16 protein-coding genes are annotated in these 16989 nt (G+C 37.1%); all 16 read left to right on the top strand.

The window, feature by feature from the left end:
- The first annotated feature begins 229 nt into the window (after positions 1–229).
- A complete protein-coding gene (locus AC5WOE_RS15045; protein WP_496050776.1) occupies positions 230–880 on the top strand; it encodes a hypothetical protein in 651 nt (216 codons plus the stop codon).
- A gap of 379 nt (positions 881–1259) precedes the next feature.
- The gene (locus AC5WOE_RS15040; RefSeq protein ID WP_496050777.1) at positions 1260–2855 is read left to right on the top strand and encodes an ABC-F family ATP-binding cassette domain-containing protein; all 1596 of its coding nucleotides are present in this window, start codon (positions 1260–1262) and stop codon (positions 2853–2855) included.
- A gap of 78 nt (positions 2856–2933) precedes the next feature.
- Positions 2934–4040, top strand: coding sequence for a radical SAM/CxCxxxxC motif protein YfkAB (yfkAB, locus tag AC5WOE_RS15035; RefSeq protein ID WP_496050778.1), 1107 nt, complete (start codon positions 2934–2936; stop codon positions 4038–4040).
- Between the two features lie 84 nt (positions 4041–4124).
- A complete protein-coding gene (locus tag AC5WOE_RS15030) occupies positions 4125–4334 on the top strand; it encodes a hypothetical protein (protein ID WP_496050779.1) in 210 nt (69 codons plus the stop codon).
- A gap of 321 nt (positions 4335–4655) precedes the next feature.
- A complete protein-coding gene (locus AC5WOE_RS15025) occupies positions 4656–5558 on the top strand; it encodes a TIGR01777 family oxidoreductase (RefSeq protein WP_496050780.1) in 903 nt (300 codons plus the stop codon).
- Between the two features lie 14 nt (positions 5559–5572).
- Positions 5573–6058 (top strand): TspO/MBR family protein, encoded by a 486-nt coding sequence (locus AC5WOE_RS15020; RefSeq protein WP_496050781.1) that lies wholly within the window; start codon positions 5573–5575, stop codon positions 6056–6058.
- 14 nt (positions 6059–6072) lie between these two features.
- Positions 6073–6543, top strand: coding sequence for an SRPBCC family protein (locus tag AC5WOE_RS15015; protein WP_496052919.1), 471 nt, complete (start codon positions 6073–6075; stop codon positions 6541–6543).
- Positions 6544–6841: 298 nt separating this feature from the next.
- Positions 6842–7678 (top strand): LPXTG cell wall anchor domain-containing protein, encoded by an 837-nt coding sequence (locus tag AC5WOE_RS15010; RefSeq protein ID WP_496050783.1) that lies wholly within the window; start codon positions 6842–6844, stop codon positions 7676–7678.
- Positions 7675–8268: a class D sortase, LPxTATN-specific gene (gene srtD, locus AC5WOE_RS15005; RefSeq protein ID WP_496050784.1), complete on the top strand. Its 594-nt coding sequence runs from the start codon at positions 7675–7677 to the stop codon at positions 8266–8268. The genes AC5WOE_RS15010 and srtD overlap by 4 nt, the downstream gene beginning before the upstream one ends.
- A 21-nt stretch (positions 8269–8289) precedes the next feature.
- Positions 8290–9174, top strand: coding sequence for a conjugal transfer protein (locus AC5WOE_RS15000; protein WP_496050785.1), 885 nt, complete (start codon positions 8290–8292; stop codon positions 9172–9174).
- Between the two features lies 1 nt (position 9175).
- Positions 9176–9445 carry a hypothetical protein gene (locus AC5WOE_RS14995; protein WP_496050786.1) on the top strand — a complete coding sequence of 90 codons (270 nt, stop codon included), beginning with the start codon at positions 9176–9178 and terminating at the stop codon, positions 9443–9445.
- Positions 9442–9843: a TcpE family conjugal transfer membrane protein gene (locus AC5WOE_RS14990; RefSeq protein WP_496050787.1), complete on the top strand. Its 402-nt coding sequence runs from the start codon at positions 9442–9444 to the stop codon at positions 9841–9843. Before AC5WOE_RS14995 ends, AC5WOE_RS14990 begins: the two co-directional genes overlap by 4 nt.
- On the top strand, positions 9840–12320 hold the full coding sequence (locus AC5WOE_RS14985) for an ATP-binding protein (protein WP_496052918.1): 2481 nt from the start codon (positions 9840–9842) through the stop codon (positions 12318–12320). Before AC5WOE_RS14990 ends, AC5WOE_RS14985 begins: the two co-directional genes overlap by 4 nt.
- A 118-nt stretch (positions 12321–12438) precedes the next feature.
- Positions 12439–13974: a CD3337/EF1877 family mobilome membrane protein gene (locus AC5WOE_RS14980; protein ID WP_496052917.1), complete on the top strand. Its 1536-nt coding sequence runs from the start codon at positions 12439–12441 to the stop codon at positions 13972–13974.
- Between the two features lie 11 nt (positions 13975–13985).
- Entirely contained in the window at positions 13986–16583 is a 2598-nt protein-coding gene (locus AC5WOE_RS14975) for a putative type IV secretion/conjugal transfer ATPase (protein ID WP_496052916.1), read from the top strand.
- A gap of 43 nt (positions 16584–16626) precedes the next feature.
- On the top strand, positions 16627–16926 hold the full coding sequence (locus AC5WOE_RS14970) for a hypothetical protein (RefSeq protein WP_496050791.1): 300 nt from the start codon (positions 16627–16629) through the stop codon (positions 16924–16926).
- Positions 16927–16989 lie beyond the last annotated feature (63 nt).

The following is a 16989-nucleotide window of genomic DNA, read 5'->3' as shown; positions in this document are numbered from 1 at the left end:
TTATTATAAGGAGTTTACATATAAAAATGAACTGTTGCTGATGAAATTTTAATCGTGGTGAAAAAGTGACAACTTTAAGAAGATTAAGCTCTATTTCGAAAAAAACAGAGGATGTAGTAAATCTGTAAAAGAATTTTTTTCTTTTTGTAATGAATAGGTGCCACAATAGGGGGATAGTAAACAGTATAGTAAGATGTATAATATATATTGACAGGGAAGGAGTTTTTTTATGAGCCAAACAAAAACCCATTATCGATTTCGCCTAGCGACTTCCCTCCTCTTAACACTCATCCTTGGTGGAATACTGTTAGCAGGACAAAAGCTAATTTATACCGATAAAATGAAGATTTTTTACTTTCAAGGAAAACCTGGTACTTTATTTTTCGCCCTTTTCGCATGTACCATTGCTGTCTATTTTTATTTGTTTACTAAAAGAGGCGATTCTGGAAAGGTAATGAAAAAGTGGTGCCTTACTATTAATACCATACTGTTTGTTGTATTGCTTCCGCTCCAAGTTTTTAGTATGGATTCTTATTTCTATATCTCTGATCGAGAAGTAGTTGAATCTAAATTTTGGAATGTTGGAGATAAAGAAAAAGTTGATTGGAAAGACTTAAAGAAATCTGTGCTAACCGTATTTGGGGATGCAAATAGTGATACAGTTTCGATTATAAATCGTTTGGTGTTCCGAAATGGAAAAACATATGACATCAATATTTCAACCATAGGGAAACAAGAATTTAGTAAATTATTAACCTATCTCAAACACCAAAAATTGTCAGTGGAAGTCCAACAACCAAGTGATGAACAGCTGCAACTGGTACGGAGTAATTATGGTCCACAAGTGGCAAAATTATTTTTAGACAATAAGAAGAGTTAAGCGTCAAAAAGGACTGGAGCTAATTGGCTCCAGTCCTTTTTGGTAATAAAAAAAGGCCAATTGGCCTAGAAGCAAAGTTGAATAATTGCGTAAATGGAAGCCCATAATGGAATGCTCATTAAACTTGCATTTAAAATTCCTACTGTTGCGTTCATCTTTCATTCCCCCAAAGAATTGTTTTACGATCATCTATGTAAGTTTGTTAAAGTCTTGTTTAACTTGATAGATTTAGTATACAGACAGCCATGCGATTTGTCTTGAAAATTGCTACAATGTAATCTACATGTAAAGTTAGGGAGAAATAGTTGTAATCAAACAACATTACGTTGTTATTTGTTACAATAAGGTATCCAGAGATAGGGAGAGGAATGTCTAAATAATGATTCATGTTAGTAATGTAAGCTACCGCATCGGCGGACGAAAGTTGTTTGAGGATGTAAATTTGAAATTTACTCTTGGTAATTGTTATGGAGTTATTGGAGCTAATGGAGCAGGGAAATCAACGTTTTTAAAAATCCTATCAGGCGAAATAGAAGCAAATACAGGGGAAATTTCGATTGGTTCGGGAGAAAGATTAGCTGTATTAAAGCAAGATCATTTCCAATACGATGAGTATCCTGTTATCGAAACTGTAATCATTGGCCATGAGCGTTTATATAACATCATGAAGGAAAAAGACGCATTATATGCGAAAGCTGATTTTTCTGAAGAGGATGGAATGCGTGCTGCTGAGTTAGAAGGAGAATTTGCCGAACTGGGTGGTTGGGAAGCTGAATCTGAAGCCGCCATATTATTATCTGGTCTTGGAATTACCGAGGATCTTCATCAAAAGAAAATGGCAGATTTATCGGGACCGGAAAAAGTAAAAGTATTGTTAGCCCAAGCGTTGTTTGGTAAGCCGGATATTTTATTACTAGACGAACCTACTAACCATTTAGATATCGCAGCGATTCGTTGGTTAGAAGAGTTTTTAGCTCAATTTGAAAATACAGTTATTGTCGTATCTCACGATCGCCATTTTTTAAATCAAGTATGTACCCATATGGTGGATATTGATTTTGGTGAAATTCGTTTGTATGTTGGTAACTATGATTTTTGGTATGAATCTAGTCAACTCGCTCTAACATTAACAAGAGAAAAGAACAAAAAACTAGAAGAGAAACGAAAAGAACTGGAAAACTTTATTGCTCGATTTAGTGCAAATGCCTCAAAATCCAAACAAGCTACTTCTCGAAAAAAACAATTAGAAAAAATTACATTAGAAGATATAAAACCATCTACACGTCGCTATCCCTTTATCCAATTTGAACCAGAGCGAGAAGCAGGAAATGATATTTTACGTGTGGATCGATTATCAACAGAGATCGAAGGCGAAAAAGTATTGGATCAGGTGAGTTTTACCCTCAATAAAGGTGATAAGGTAGCCTTTGTAGGCGATATGGAGTTAGCTAAAACGACTCTCTTTCAAATATTGATGGAAGAAGTAAAGCCTGATGCAGGTGAAATTCATTGGGGAATTACCATTAAGAAAGCTTATTTTCCAAAGGATCATGCTGACTACTTCCTGAAAAATGAGTCGAATCTCGTCGACTGGTTACGACCATATTCTACGGATCAGACTGAGAGCTATTTACGTGGCTTTTTGGGGAGAATGCTCTTTTCAGGGGATGAAGTAATGAAAAAGCCAAGTGTACTGTCTGGTGGTGAAAAAGTTCGTTCTATGCTCGCTAGAATGATGCTCAGCGGAGGAAATCTATTGATCTTAGATGAACCTACCAATCACCTTGATCTTGAATCCATTACTGCTTTAAACAAAGGATTGACCAATTTCTCTGGTACTATTTTGTTTGCATCACATGATCACCAGTTTATACAAACCATTGCTAATCGAATCATTGAATTTACTCCAGATGGGGTAATTGACAAGCAAATGACCTATGATGAATATTTGGATTGGCGTTTGTCTATTTCCTAGGAAATATGTTGTCGATGGATGAACGGAATTTTTTATAAATGTAGATGATTTTTCATCTGCTGATGAAGAGGATAAGTTATGAAGAAGCTGATTTCCCCACAATGGGACCCATGGGACGCTTGGAATACAGTACAAATAAAACAACGATATGAATTGACAAGTATTGAGTTTACGGTTACCAATCTTTGTAACCTTCGCTGTGAGCACTGTGCAGTGGGAGAGACGCTGCTTGAAAAAGAAATGCCTTTTATTTCTTTGGAAAAAGTATTTAGACGGCTAGATGAAGTAGAAACACTACAAACAATCAGTTTAACGGGTGGGGAGCCTGTTTTTCATCCTGATACCGTAGAAAAAGCCATAAAACCGATTCTGCAATATGCGAAAAAGCGCGGGATTTATACACAGTTGAATACAAACTTAACGCTGCCATACAATCGATACGAAGATTGGGTCGAAGATGTGGATGTCGTCCATATATCTTATAACTACCGAAATGATGAAGATTTCCACCGAATGGTCTATGCCAAAATGGATCGAATGGTTTCTGCAAAGGTAGCTGAAAGAACATTTACGCTGATGAAAGACAATGCGAAGAAGTTAGCAGATAGTGGTGTATTTGTCTCAGCAGAAACATTTTTGAGCCCATTTACAGCTCCTCATATTTTAGACATGCATGAAGAAATTGTTGCAATGGGTTGTCAACGACATGAGGTTCATCCTTTATATCCTAGTGATTTCGCTAAAGGGATGTCTTTGCTTTCATTAGAAGAATATCGCCATGCAGTAGAAGGTTTGATCAAGGAACCAAAAACTTGGATCTTATTTGGCACGCTTCCTTTTTTTCCATGTAGCGATGATAAACGGGATCAAAGTTTATGGTTAGAGTTGCACCAACATCCAGACATTACGGTAAGACAAGACCCGGATGGTAGAAATCGGTTAAATATAAATCTATTTACTGGGAATGTGACTGTTACTGATTTTGCAGAGTTACAATCGTTTGGCAACATCTCGAATCAAAAATTAGTGGATATTTTTCATAATTGGTTACAACATCCACAAGCTAATCGATTGCATTGTATGTGCCCCGCAGCAAAATGTACAGGACCAAATCTGCTCGTGGCGGACAGTTATTATCCGGAGTGGGATTTTGAAAATAGAAAATCGCATATTCAAGTTAGTTAGATTCGAATGAGAAGGAGATATACTATTCATAAGTATCTGATATAATAAACGAGCACGTTGGAATCAATGATACATAGGAGTGTCGTGACTCATCCGCTCATTCAGCAGTTGCGGGAAGATGCAGGAGGATGCGAGGAGATCGCCAAGTTGATGGCTCCAAGTGATCCAGCGTTGGCTCTAATCGCCTTGGAATTGGCTGCAGATAAAAGAAGAGCAGCTGAGATTGCTTTCGTCTTGGCAACAATTGTTGATCAGGCGCAATCAGCAGGTTATTTGACTGACTTTTTGGAGTAGGCCTGCGAAGATCCGTCAAACTAACAGTTACCGGACTTACCCTGGCGCTACCTTTATATGGGTTGCGTCAGGGACATCATTTATGAAAATGTCAGTTAAAAATCAAGAATTTCTAGGCAACCTGAAAGGGTTGCCTTTCTTAATAGTCAAAATCCAAAACTCAAAGATGGAATTAGAAAATAAAAAAAATGTCGATGTTCATCCTTTCTTCTACTTAATAGAAGGGGAAATGGAACCATGAGAGAAAATATAATATAGGAATAATTTGTCATAAATAGGAAAATAACAGCATGTTGCTATCAGTGTTATGGAGGGGATTTCTTGAAAATTGCAATCACAGGTTCAACCGGAATGGTTGGTCAACGTTTGGTTCAAACACTAAGTGATCAGGGACATGAAATCTTTCGAGTCGTACGTTCACGCAATGCGCATGTAAAAGAGTCAACTATTTCATGGGATCCAGAGAAACAGTTCTTGGATTTGCAGCAATTGGATGGTATGGATGTGGTTATTCACCTAGCTGGTGAAAACATAAGTAAACGGTGGACAAGAACACAGAAAGAAAAGATTATGCAGAGCAGGGTACAAGGAACGAAATTCTTATCCTCTTCTTTGGCTCAATTAAAAAATCCGCCAAAATGTCTGCTTTCAGCATCTGCTATACACTATTATGGAAATCAACCTCATTCTAAGCTATTGGATGAGAACAGTGATCGAGGTGCAGGTTTTTTATCGGAAGTAGTTCATCAGTGGGAAGCTGCTACAAAACCAGCTGAAGAAAAAGGTATCCGAGTTGTACATATGAGATTTGGTGTAATTTTAGATAAAAACGAAGGAGCGTTAAAAAAGATGTTACTTCCATTTCAAATGGGATTAGGGGGAAAAATCGGGACAGGAAGGCAAGCATTTAGTTGGATTGCTCTAAATGAAATACCTGAAATTATTCAGTTTTTAATAGAAAAGAAAGATTTGAAAGGTGCAGTGAATATCGTTAGTCCAGAACCAGTCACCAACTATCGTTTAACGAAAACATTGGGAAGTGTATTAAACCGACCAACTGTTTTACCAATACCAGCTTTTTTGTTAAAAGCGATATATGGTGAAATGGCAGATCAATTGCTAATAGACGGGATTCGAGTATCCTCTAAAAAATTGATAAATAGTGGATATACTTTTGAGTATTCGGACTTAAAACGAACCTTGGAGCATATGTTTAACAACTAGAAGGGGGAGTGATGGTGAAAGAACGTAGGCATGCTATACTTTCGTTTTCTGTCTTTCTATCTATTTGTTTCTTGGTGGCGTTAATTGGAGCCTTGATGACAGAAACAGGGGGAAATAGTTGGTTTACTGGGCTGCAAAAACCAACTTTTCAGCCACCAAATTGGATATTTGGACCTGTATGGACTGGATTATATATTTTGATTGCAATTTCAGGGTGGCTTGTTTATATACAGGAGAGGACTCCAATTCGTAAATTTGTGCTGCAAGTCTATGTTGCGCAGTTGATTTTAAATCTATTGTGGACGTTTTTGTTCTTTGGTTGGCAATCTTTGTTACTATCATTAGTAAGTATTTTCATATTAGTATTTACTATATTCTATTATATTGTCATTTCTAGAAATCTATCGAAATGGGCAGCTTTGTTATTTGTTCCTTATGCAATTTGGGTTACGTTTGCTGCTCTGCTTAATTTATCATTATGGATACTAAATCCAGTTTAATAGGAGAAGCAAAAATGAAAATATATCGAATGGAGCATACCCAATATTTAGATATTCCCTTGGAAGAAGCATGGGATTATTTCTCAAATCCTGTTAACCTTTCTGATATTACCCCAAGTTGGTTACGTTTTCGGGTAGATAGTTCATTACCGAAAAAGATTTATCCTGGACTAATTCTCACTTATCAGATAACCCCAATCGCCAGAATCCCGATTACTTGGGCAACTGAAATAACACATGTGAAAGAAAAAGAGTACTTTGTCGATGAACAGAGATTTGGACCATATTCGTTTTGGCACCATCAACATCATTTCCGACAGCTACATAGTAGTGTAGAGATGACAGATATTGTGCATTATGCCTTGCCATTTGGGATTATAGGTCGATTGTTTCATCCCTTAGTCGTGAAAGATAAAGTAAAAGATATATTTCAATATAGAAGAAAGAAAATAAAAAAAATATTTTTGCCGATTGGCGAAAATTAAGTTTTTTGCAACTGTCCTCCAAGTTAGAAAAGAGGGCTATTTTTTTGCTCATCGGAAGTTCGACAAATGATTATTGTCGAAATGAAACATGATTTGTCAAGACCTAATGTCCGAAAAATATGAAAAAGTGTTGAAATTGAGGCTTGTTCTGTAATAATATAGAGAAAAGACGCACATTTAGTTCTATTTATTTTTAAAATAAGAAGCAGGAAAGACAAAATTTGCTGAATGATGTTCGACAAGATTTGGTGAATTTGGCCAAATCTTTTTTCGCTCAGGATTTGAAGGAGGCATTCCGTTGCAAAAGGATCCAAAACGAGTATTGGAATCTTTACGTATTGAAGAAGAAGATCCACTCTTACATCACCGCCCTAGGAAGTTTCGCAAGCGAAAAAATGAGTTGAGTCAAGTATCCAATACAGCAGTTCTTTCTCTTTGCTTGGTAACAGGATTGTCTTCTGGTGTAGGTAGTGCATTTGCAAATTCGTTGGATGGGAATCCTCAAAATAAAGCACCTTTGGACGAACCTCCTTCCAAAGTCGAACAAAATGAAAATGTTGAACTACCCCAGATGAAGGTTCCACAGACGAAATCTAGTGAGATTATACCAAATAATCCGCCATTAGATGAGCCTGCGTCCAAAGTTACAGAGCAACAACCCGATATCAGTGAGAACAAACATAAACATATAGAAAAGGGTAATAGCCAGACTTCAGAGCAGCAGAAGAAAGAAACAACTGAATCCAAACAAAACAAAGAGCAAACCAAACCAAAAGAAGACGAAACGAAACAACAAAAAGCACAAGAGAAAACATCAAAGAATGAACAGTCAACAAAACCTGCCGAAAAAGAGAAACCTACACCATCCCATTCCTCCACAGAGAAGCAACCAAAAGCCAAAGGAAAATCAGTTACACCGCAAGTTGGTTCGACTCATGATTCTAATGAAGTTGAGGAAGATGGTAGTACGGAAGTAAACAAAACAGAACAGTCAGATGTTCTGCTTCCCCAAACGGAAGAAGGTGGGGAGTTACCTCAAACTGCAGGAAATGATTTAAATCAAGCGGCATTAGGTGCAGGTGTTGCATTAGCAGGGGCTTTTTTACTTAGACGTAAACGTGAAAAAACGGAATGAAATGGGACCGTATTATCGCTCTATTTATTGTTACAGCAGGAGTAGCATATGGAAGCTACTCGCTCATCCTATACTTCCAAAAATTACAAAATAATGAAACGGTTATTTCGACTGCAGAGGTTGTAAAACAAGAAGAAAATGCCAAATTGTCAAGTGGAAAATTACCAATTATTGTGCCGAAAGATCAAAGACCTAAAACTGGACAACATTTTGCAGATTTGATTATCCCTCGTTTAAAAGTGAAAATTCCTGTGATTGAGGGAACGGACGAAGATGAGCTAAGCGTGGGTGCAGGACATTACGCAGGTAGTGTTCTACCAGGTGAAGGGGACAATTGTGTAATCGCAGGTCATCGAGATACCGTTTTTCGTCGGATGGGACAATTAAAAACTGGAGATCTTCTGCAAGTATCTTCTAATCAAGGTGTATTCACCTATCGGATACGGAAAATGTGGATTACTAATCCTGATGATCGCACTGTTATTGTCTCTCGTGATGAACCGATATTGACATTATCAACGTGTTATCCATTTTCTTATATTGGACCTGCTCCCAAACGTTACATAATTGAAGCTGCACTAGTGAAGTAAATTTAGAGGAGATTTTCATCCATGAATCGTTTAAGCAAACAAAGGATGACTAGGTTTTTATTCTGGGGGTTGCTAATCTATACTGCTTTAAGTTCTACAATTGCATGGTCCATTCAGTTTGGATTGATACCTGTAGAACCAAGAAAAGTACAAGCGACAGATGAGCAAAAAATTCCTACCACCGACACACGTGAATTAGCTTTTGCAGAGCAGTTTACAAAAGAGTATTTTTTCTGGACACAGGGAAAAGAAGACAGCAGAAAACAAAGGCTACAGCCGTTTTTAATCAGTAATATAGATGTACAAGCTGGGCTAGATATGACTGGTGCGAAATACAACTCATATACCCAGAATATAAATGCATGGCAAGCAAAAGATCGTGGAGATGGAGTGAAAGAAGTAACCGTTTATGCAGAAACGATTTTAACAAGTTTATCCAATCCGTCGGATCAAAAAAGGGTCGATCGATATTTGGTTGTTCCGATAAAAAAAGCAGGTGATTCTTTTCGAGTAGTAGATCTCCCATACTTGATTCCCCCGCCTGTTGCTAGTGATATTGCAATAGATGATCCGGAATCAGAAGGAAGCCCTGTTTCTGGAGAAATTGCAAATCAAGCGGAGACTTTTATGCAAACGTTTTGGAAGGTATACACAAATGGAGAACCGCAAGAAATAGCTTATTATTTTAAAAATAAACAAGCATCTGCTGGTTTAACCTCCATTGAAAGTTTTGTGAGTATGGATAATTTGAGTGTCACACAAGTAGATGATCAATATGTGGTGAACTGTAATGTAACCCTAAAAGATGAACAGACAGGGGTACAACTTGTAAACCACTATGTTTTTACCCTAGTCAAAGAAAGTGACCGTTGGTATGTGATATCAATGAAACAAGGAGAGATATAGAATGTTTGATATGAGTACCATTCTGACGTTTTTGGCTGCGGAGGGACCAGGTAAAAAATTAGAAGCATCAATGGGCAGTGAAATTGGCGCAATTTTTATGCTCATCATTATATTTGTAAGTGTGACCTTATTTTGGAAACGTGCATTTACAGCATTCTTAGGTTTTGTTCTCTTTGCAATGCTGGTTAGTGTGTTTGTGTTTAAACCGGAATTTGTACAGCAAATGGGACAGAATGGATTCCAATGGTTATTTGAGGCTTATTTAAAATGAAACAAATTAGGATTTACAACCAAGTATTTCGAATCGAAAAAACGGTTTATTCGATTCAGGGGATTCCTTTACCAATCCCCGTCTCTTATAGACAATTAGGATTTTTTACAGGTGCATTGTTTATCATGCTTTTATTAAATACGTTGCCAATGATGAATTGGTTTGGAAACTATTATCTAGTGAAATTTTTAGGAATACCTATTTTGGTTTCATGGTTTTTCACTCGTAAAACATTGGACGGAAAAGCGCCTCATCGTTTTTTATTTCGTTACTTTGAACATCTCCTTTCTTGTCGTTATTTTGCCCGCTATCAAAAATTAAAAAAGACAACCGACGAAAAGTATCAATATGAAGGTGAAGTTGCTTTTCGTTTCAACAGTGGAGGTGACAATATTTGAGCACCTTTCCTTTCCCGCTTAAATATTTTGAAAAAAATATTGTATTTGCCCAAGATGGAACTGTTACAGCCTATTATGAACTTGCAGGCTATACCTATGATTACCTCACAGTTGATGACAAGCTTAGCCTCCATGGGAAATTGGAGGCTTTTTATTGGAACATGAACGCGGATATTCATACCTTGATGATTCCTGTTTCAGAAGATCTTGAAGAGAAAAAATTGATTATGAAACAATCTTTGGTTTCAGAATTGTTACAGCCTGGCGAAGATCATATCCAAGCAAGTTTAAAACACTTAAAGGAAAAGGAACTAAACCAGTATCGTTATTTTATTGGTATTAGGCTTAAAGAAACTCAAGTATCTGGTCTATCATTCTTTCGAGAAATGTCCTATGCGTGGAGAGATTTCAAAAGATATTTGTTAAATAGATCAGGAACAGATTTCCCTGAGATTCTTGAAGAAGAACTTCTTGCCTATCAGATTCAGGAAGAAACTATTTTTTCTCGATTGAATGGATTTTTATCAGTCAAACGATTAAAAACAAGTGAGTTAGAATGGCTTATTCGTAGAGGTTTTTACCGGGGTATTGGTGACCCCCCAGGAAGATATCAATGGAAACCAAAAGCAGTATCAGTAGAAGTTAAAGGAAAGAAGGCAATTCGACCGACTAGAGACATTTTAACTTTAACAGAAGGGAGATTCGATGCATCTGGAGGGCGTCAGTTAGTTGTAGAACAATTCGTATCAGGAAAACCACGACTTGGATACATGGCTTTTTTAACTGTTTCCCACATTCCAGATAAAGCCCCAGTACCAGGGACAGAATGGCTTTATTCCTTACTTAAGCTCCCATTTCCAGTGGAAGCATCTGTACGGACAGAAACGATTGAATATAGGAAGGCACTATCTCAGGTGCAAAATAAAAAGAAAGAATTAAAAGCTGAGGACGAACATGCTACTGAAAGTGGTGAAGATACATCCTTTCATATTTTAAATAGTAGACAAGAAGCACTGGAATTAGAGAACAATTTAAGAGTAGACAAGTTTCCTTTGCTACAAACATCTATCGTCCTTTGTGTGTCTGCTAAAAGTAAAGACGAACTACAACTGAGAATACAATTAATCAAAGATTTATATAGTGAAATGATGGTACAAATAGAAATTCCTTATGGAGACCAGTGGCGAGGTTTTAATGAATTTTTGCCTGGCAGTAAACGTTATATCACGGATTATGTTCACCACATGGACCCGACGGCATCCGCTGCTGGAATGCTGGGTGCAGTTAGACAATTGGGTGATGGACAAGGATTTTTTATTGGAATGTCAAAAAATTCACCAGTGTTTTTTGAACATGATCGTGGACCGAAAGATAAAAAATTGAGTACTACTGCATCTGCTGCTTTTATTGGATCACTAGGTGCTGGAAAATCATTAGGAGCAAACCTACTTGCATATCAAGCCTTATTAAAAGGTTCGAAAGTATTGATCTTCGATCCAAAAGATGAAAGAGGGCACTGGCCACAGATGCTGCCTGAACTCGCTCCGATAACGAATACGATCACTTTGCGTTCAGGGATAACAGATCGTGGAAAATTAGATCCACTCATGGGCGCTAAGTCACAACAAGAGAAATTTGCGGCAGCTGAAACAGCAAAGAGAATATTACAGTTTTTAGCCAGAGCTGCTGATGGCACTTACGAAGCTATTGTACTTGGGAAAGTAGTGGATCAAGTAATAAAAGCAGAAAAACCTTCTATGACAATGGTTTTAGAAGTATTGATGGAAGGTATTCAAAAGTTACCAGAAAAAAGACAGGATAGTTTAGAAGAAATAATCGATGTCTTAAGTTATTTGGCAACTTCAGGACAAGGACAACTCCTCTTCGGTGATGGAACACAAGAGGCGATTGATTTATCGAAGCCACTTACTATATTGCAAATTGAAGATCTACAGCTTCCGGAAGAGAGTCAAACTGATTTTGGTCGGATGGGCATAGCGTTATTAATGGCAATATCTGATTTTTCTCGCCGTTTTTCGAATCAATCTTCTGACCAATTTAAGATGGTTGTATTCGATGAGTCATGGCGCTTAGCTAAAGTTCGCGAAGGTCGTGCGATATTAGAAGAACTAGTAAGAACTGGACGGAGTAAAAACTCTGCAATTTATCTCATCAGTCAAAATGCGAAAGATATGTTAGGGGAAGAGATAAGATCCAATCTAGGATGTCGTTTTGTCTTTCGCTGTCGAGATAATAAAGAAGCGGAAGCAGCTTGCCATATATTAGGAATAGAAGTGAATGAAACTAATATTGAAAAAGTAAGAAATCTGCCAACGGGTACATGTCTCATGTCTGATCTTGAAAAACGAGTAAATGAATTAGAAATATGTATTATGGAGGACAGACTCCTAGAAGCTTTTGATACAAGACCAGGATCAAAAAAATTACATATTGAGACAAAGACTATGAAAGTTTAGAACTATCGACTTTGATTATCGTTATACATGAAGAATTCTTCCCTCTAGTGAAACGATATCTATGTGAACGGTATGATTCAAAGTCAATAAATATCCAACCTAGAGGTGGAGAGATCTCATGAAAAAGTATAGCAAATGGTTGGCTGTTGGAATATTGGTTTGTTACCTGTGGACATCCATGCTAGGGGAGGCTAGTGCTGAACCACAGGTTTCATCTAATCAAACAGGGTACAATTTTATGTTTGATTCGTTAGTTCATTTTCCGGAGGAAAGGATAAAGGCGGCCAAACTAAAAGGATATGATGTCAAATATGCAAAGTACAAACCGAGCAGGTATTATTTAGAGATTCAATTTCCAAATGATGATGCCTGGGATTTAGGGGGCAATCTCTCCGACTCGGGATATGCCTTAGCTCATTCGTTCATTGTAAATTCTGTTTGGCAGATGATATTGATTTGGGATTTTTTAGTTATTTCAGGAGTTGAGAACGGTTTTTCACTAGATATCGTCGATATATTTGCTAATAAAATCGATGCTATTATCCAAAAGTTTGTTGGCTTTAATGGTCATGTTGTTGGAAATACCGGTATATGGGGCAATTTTTTAACCTTTATGATTTTATTAGCAGGTGCTTGGATTGCATATAAAGGACTATATAAGCGAGATACATCAAGTGCTTGGACCGGTATAATTGGAACTATTTTTATTTTAATGGTCTCCTTGGCCTTTTTTAACAATTCAAGTGGCATCATGAAATATTTGAATGGAATCAGTAGTGGAATTAGTCAAGAGATTATGGGTGTTGGACTACAAGCAGACATGGTAAGTACAAATCAAACTGATGAAGACTCCACTGTAGATAAAGAAGCTGCTAGAAAACACCAAAAACAATTAACAGCTAATTCAAATAAATATTCCTCACAAGTCTCCTCCTTTGTAGTAGCAGATAAGCTATATGATATGTTGATTTACCAACCTTATCTTATGCTGCAGTATGGGAAAACTTCTGGTGATCCTCAGCTGAAACCAGAACGTATTGGACGTATTTTAAATAACAAGCCAGGGAGTCAAGCTCGAATACAAGCCGTAAGAGAAGAGAGCTTAGGAAATCCTGCTCTGGGGTATGAACCAAATGTAATGGTAACGAGTTTAGGTGTATTCCAACGCTTAACACTGCTTGGACTACTGGCTGTATCTCATCTGATATTAGGAGCAGTATTTCTATTTGTTGCAGGAGCTATTTTGGTATATCAATTTATCTTTGTCATTTTTGCACTCTTTGCTCCTTTCGCCTTTTTAATGGCACTCTATCCTGCTTGGTCAGGACTAGCGATGGATTGGAGTAAAAAATTCATTGGCTATCAAATTTTGAAAATTGTTTTGGGTGTGTTGTTGAGTATGATCTTAACTTTGTCACAGATCCTATATAATTTAACTCCTCCTCAACAGTTTGGTTATGCTTGGACAATTATTATGCAGCTTATATTGACTGTGGGTATTATTTGGAAGCGAAATGAGCTTATCAGCATTGTGAATGGATCGCTTGGTAAATTTACACAGTATACCGATAATTCTAGTGATTTAGGAAAACAGTTTAAAAAATATTTACAGACAGCGACAACAAGGATTGAAAAAATTAGATTTCCAAGATAGGTGGGAGAAATATGAGTTGGTTAAAAATGCCGAAAGGCGGACCTGATGACTTGGCGAAAATACCACGCTATGTATTGTTTTATGCTGTATTACCATTAGCATTTCTGTTTCTCCTTTCAAAAATTTGGGATTTTCTACAACCTAGATTAGAAGGGAAATCACCTGATACTTCGCAGGCAGTTAGTTCCGTAAATTCAACCATGGAAGCTTCTGGGAACTTTATTTTATCTTGGTTGCCGACTGTTATTTTAATACTTGTTTGTATTCCTCTATTGTATATCCTAATTAGATGGTTAATGGTCATGTATTACCGACAACAGGCCATTAAAGGTGTGAGATATCTTCGGATCTTACCAGCAGATAATATCGAGTTAGAAATCGATAAAATTACTACTATGACTCGTACATTTGGTGGGATGATTCGTCATTTGACTCGACGTATCCAATTTGGAAACCCATGGTTTCGGATTCGTTTTGCAATCCCAACTGGATCAAATGAAATTGGAATCTATATGGCTTATCCAAAAGATAAGAAAAATAGTGTATTTGATACGATCCAAAGTGTTTATCCATCAGCAGAGATTCACGAAATAACGAAAGAGCAATTTCCGGAGCCAGAGAATGGTGGTTCAGGTGGTATTTTCACTTTTCAATTAGGAAAAAGAAAAGGATTACCATTAGCATCATTGGAACAGAAAAAAGAGAGTCCCATTGGAAATATTTTAAATTCGCTTCGGCCAGGTACATTTCTCGATATCCAATTTTCTCCAGTAAGTTGGTCTAAGTTAGAAGATCGTTCTGAAGATGTGATGGATAGTTTCAAAGATAAAAAGATATCGGAGATGGAACCAGAAGAAAAAGCCCGCAGAATCAGTTTGATGAAAAGGCTAACAGGTAGAGAACTCTCTTTTAAAGTAAGAATGAGTTTGTGGTCAAATCATGAACATGCTGTTTCTATTGTTCGATCATCTGCAAATGCGATTGAAACAGCAATGAATTATGATGGAGCAATTCGATTTTGGCCGCAAAAAATTTGGAATCCACTTAAAGACAGAAACCCAGTTCCGTATCCATATCCCTCTAGTTTTATGATTTGGGATGGAAATGAATTGGCAAATTTATTTCATTTGCCACCTTCGACACATTGGATTTATAAAGAGCCGGAGAAAATGGATAAGAATAGCCGTGGATTTCTCTTGCACTTGGTAAATGATCAACGAACGCTGGAAGATGAGGAATTAAATGAAGGAGTTCTCGTAGGGGTGGCCAAACACCCGTTACATGCTCGTGAGGTAAGGGTTAGCTACAACCAACTCATCAAACATTTCCTTCTCTCAGGAACAAGTGGAATGGGTAGGTCGAGTGCATCTACACAAATTATTCAGTCCATGATTGACGATTGGTTAAAAGACCCCGATAATCATCCTGGATTCACCATTTTGGACCCAGCACGTGAAATGATTCCTATTATTGAAAATAGACTTCGGTTTTTAGAAGAAAATGGAGAGAAAATCCCCAAAGAAAAAATTCATCACTTTAATTTATCGAGCGACACATCTCATGTGGTTGGTTTAAATTTATTAGCAAATCCTAATGAAATACCAATTGATCAGATTGCGGAACAAATAGCAGAAGTCTTGCTGCACAAACACGGGAAAAGTGAATCACTCACAAGGATGAAAAGATTATTAACTTTGGCCGTGCATAGTTTGATGGAGCATGATGAACGACATACGATCTTATGTGTAGATGAATTTTTCCGAGATCCAACATTTCGTGCAAAGATTATTCAAAAAGGAAAGGATCCATATGTAAAACGTTTCTGGACAAAATTGGATCAACAAGAACTAAAAAGGGAAGTAGAAGGAATTCTCAATCATATAGACCCATTGTTACAAGATCCTACTATGCGTAGAATGTATCTGCAAAAAGAGATGACGCTAGATATCAATAAGTATCTCGATGAAGGCCATTTAGTATTTTTTGATCTCGATGGAATGAAGGATCACGAATTAAAGGTAACAGTTGGTCAACTAGTAAATCACTATTATCAAGCAGCTATTAAACGTCCAGTGGGTGCAAAATTTCATCTAATGATGATCGATGAAGCTCATATGATTCAAATTCCTTTATTTACAGAAATCTTGTTGAGTGATGATAAATGTGATTTAGGTATAGGGCTGGTAACAAGAGAAATTGATCAGTTTAGTAATGAAGAGCTTATGCAAGCAATGAAAGGGAATATTGGAATGATTATTAGCTGCGCACAGTTAGAAGGCGCAGATGAGATCGAAGATTTGACCCGAAATCATCTAAAAGCATCATTTGTAGAGAAGTTAGCAGAACGTACAGCAGCTGTATATATTCATTCAAAAAAGAACCAGCGGAAAACAGTAACAACTTGTGTAGTTTCCAATTTACCACCCTCTGTTTTTCAACCAGACGGAAAGATTGCCAACTATAAGACAAATGAACGGAAAGAAGCATTTAAATGGGGATTGGACTGGGGCATCAAAAGGATGATTGAATCAGGGGAAGCTAGAGAGGTAGAGGAATTGGATAAAGAGATCTCTCATTATATGGAGCAACAACGTCAAGAGTTAACTTAAATAATGTTAACTTCTGATGATGCTGTGATGGGAGGTAAAGTAGATGTTAAAAACTCTTCACGGATTTGGTCGTTCTGTCTTACCCTTTTTTGAAGTAATTCTCCTCAGTTTTGTATTAGGGATTGCTCTTAGATCTTCGGCAACGGCAATTGTTGCTTTCTTGTTTATGATTGTGACGGTTTATTTTTGGTCATCTTTAGTATTATCGTTTGGTTGGGCAATTGCTACTATATTAATTCTGGCAAATTTGATTCCTAATCAATCGATTATTTTTCAAGTTATTATGGGTGTAGTCGTTGGTGGATTACGTTATTTGATATTAAAGATAAGACATAGACTATAGAGTTTCTTCTGTATACAAATAAATCATCTAAAAATAGCCTGTCAAATGATAGGCTATTTTTTT

The sequence above is a fragment of the Shimazuella sp. NTD248 genome (assembly GCF_059510395.1).
Note: the sequence above shows the minus strand (reverse complement) of the source record. Positions and strands in the feature narration are given on the sequence as shown.

Coding starts and splice junctions, on each gene's coding strand:
- AC5WOE_RS15045 (WP_496050776.1), top strand. CDS start 230: ATGAGCCAAACAAAAACCCATTATCGATTTCGCCTAGCGACTTCCCTC.
- AC5WOE_RS15040 (WP_496050777.1), top strand. CDS start 1,260: ATGATTCATGTTAGTAATGTAAGCTACCGCATCGGCGGACGAAAGTTG.
- AC5WOE_RS14980 (WP_496052917.1), top strand. CDS start 12,439: ATGAAAAAGTATAGCAAATGGTTGGCTGTTGGAATATTGGTTTGTTAC.
- AC5WOE_RS14995 (WP_496050786.1), top strand. CDS start 9,176: ATGTTTGATATGAGTACCATTCTGACGTTTTTGGCTGCGGAGGGACCA.
- yfkAB (WP_496050778.1), top strand. CDS start 2,934: ATGAAGAAGCTGATTTCCCCACAATGGGACCCATGGGACGCTTGGAAT.
- AC5WOE_RS14975 (WP_496052916.1), top strand. CDS start 13,986: ATGAGTTGGTTAAAAATGCCGAAAGGCGGACCTGATGACTTGGCGAAA.
- AC5WOE_RS15000 (WP_496050785.1), top strand. CDS start 8,290: ATGAATCGTTTAAGCAAACAAAGGATGACTAGGTTTTTATTCTGGGGG.
- AC5WOE_RS14970 (WP_496050791.1), top strand. CDS start 16,627: ATGTTAAAAACTCTTCACGGATTTGGTCGTTCTGTCTTACCCTTTTTT.
- AC5WOE_RS15015 (WP_496052919.1), top strand. CDS start 6,073: ATGAAAATATATCGAATGGAGCATACCCAATATTTAGATATTCCCTTG.
- srtD (WP_496050784.1), top strand. CDS start 7,675: ATGAAATGGGACCGTATTATCGCTCTATTTATTGTTACAGCAGGAGTA.
- AC5WOE_RS14990 (WP_496050787.1), top strand. CDS start 9,442: ATGAAACAAATTAGGATTTACAACCAAGTATTTCGAATCGAAAAAACG.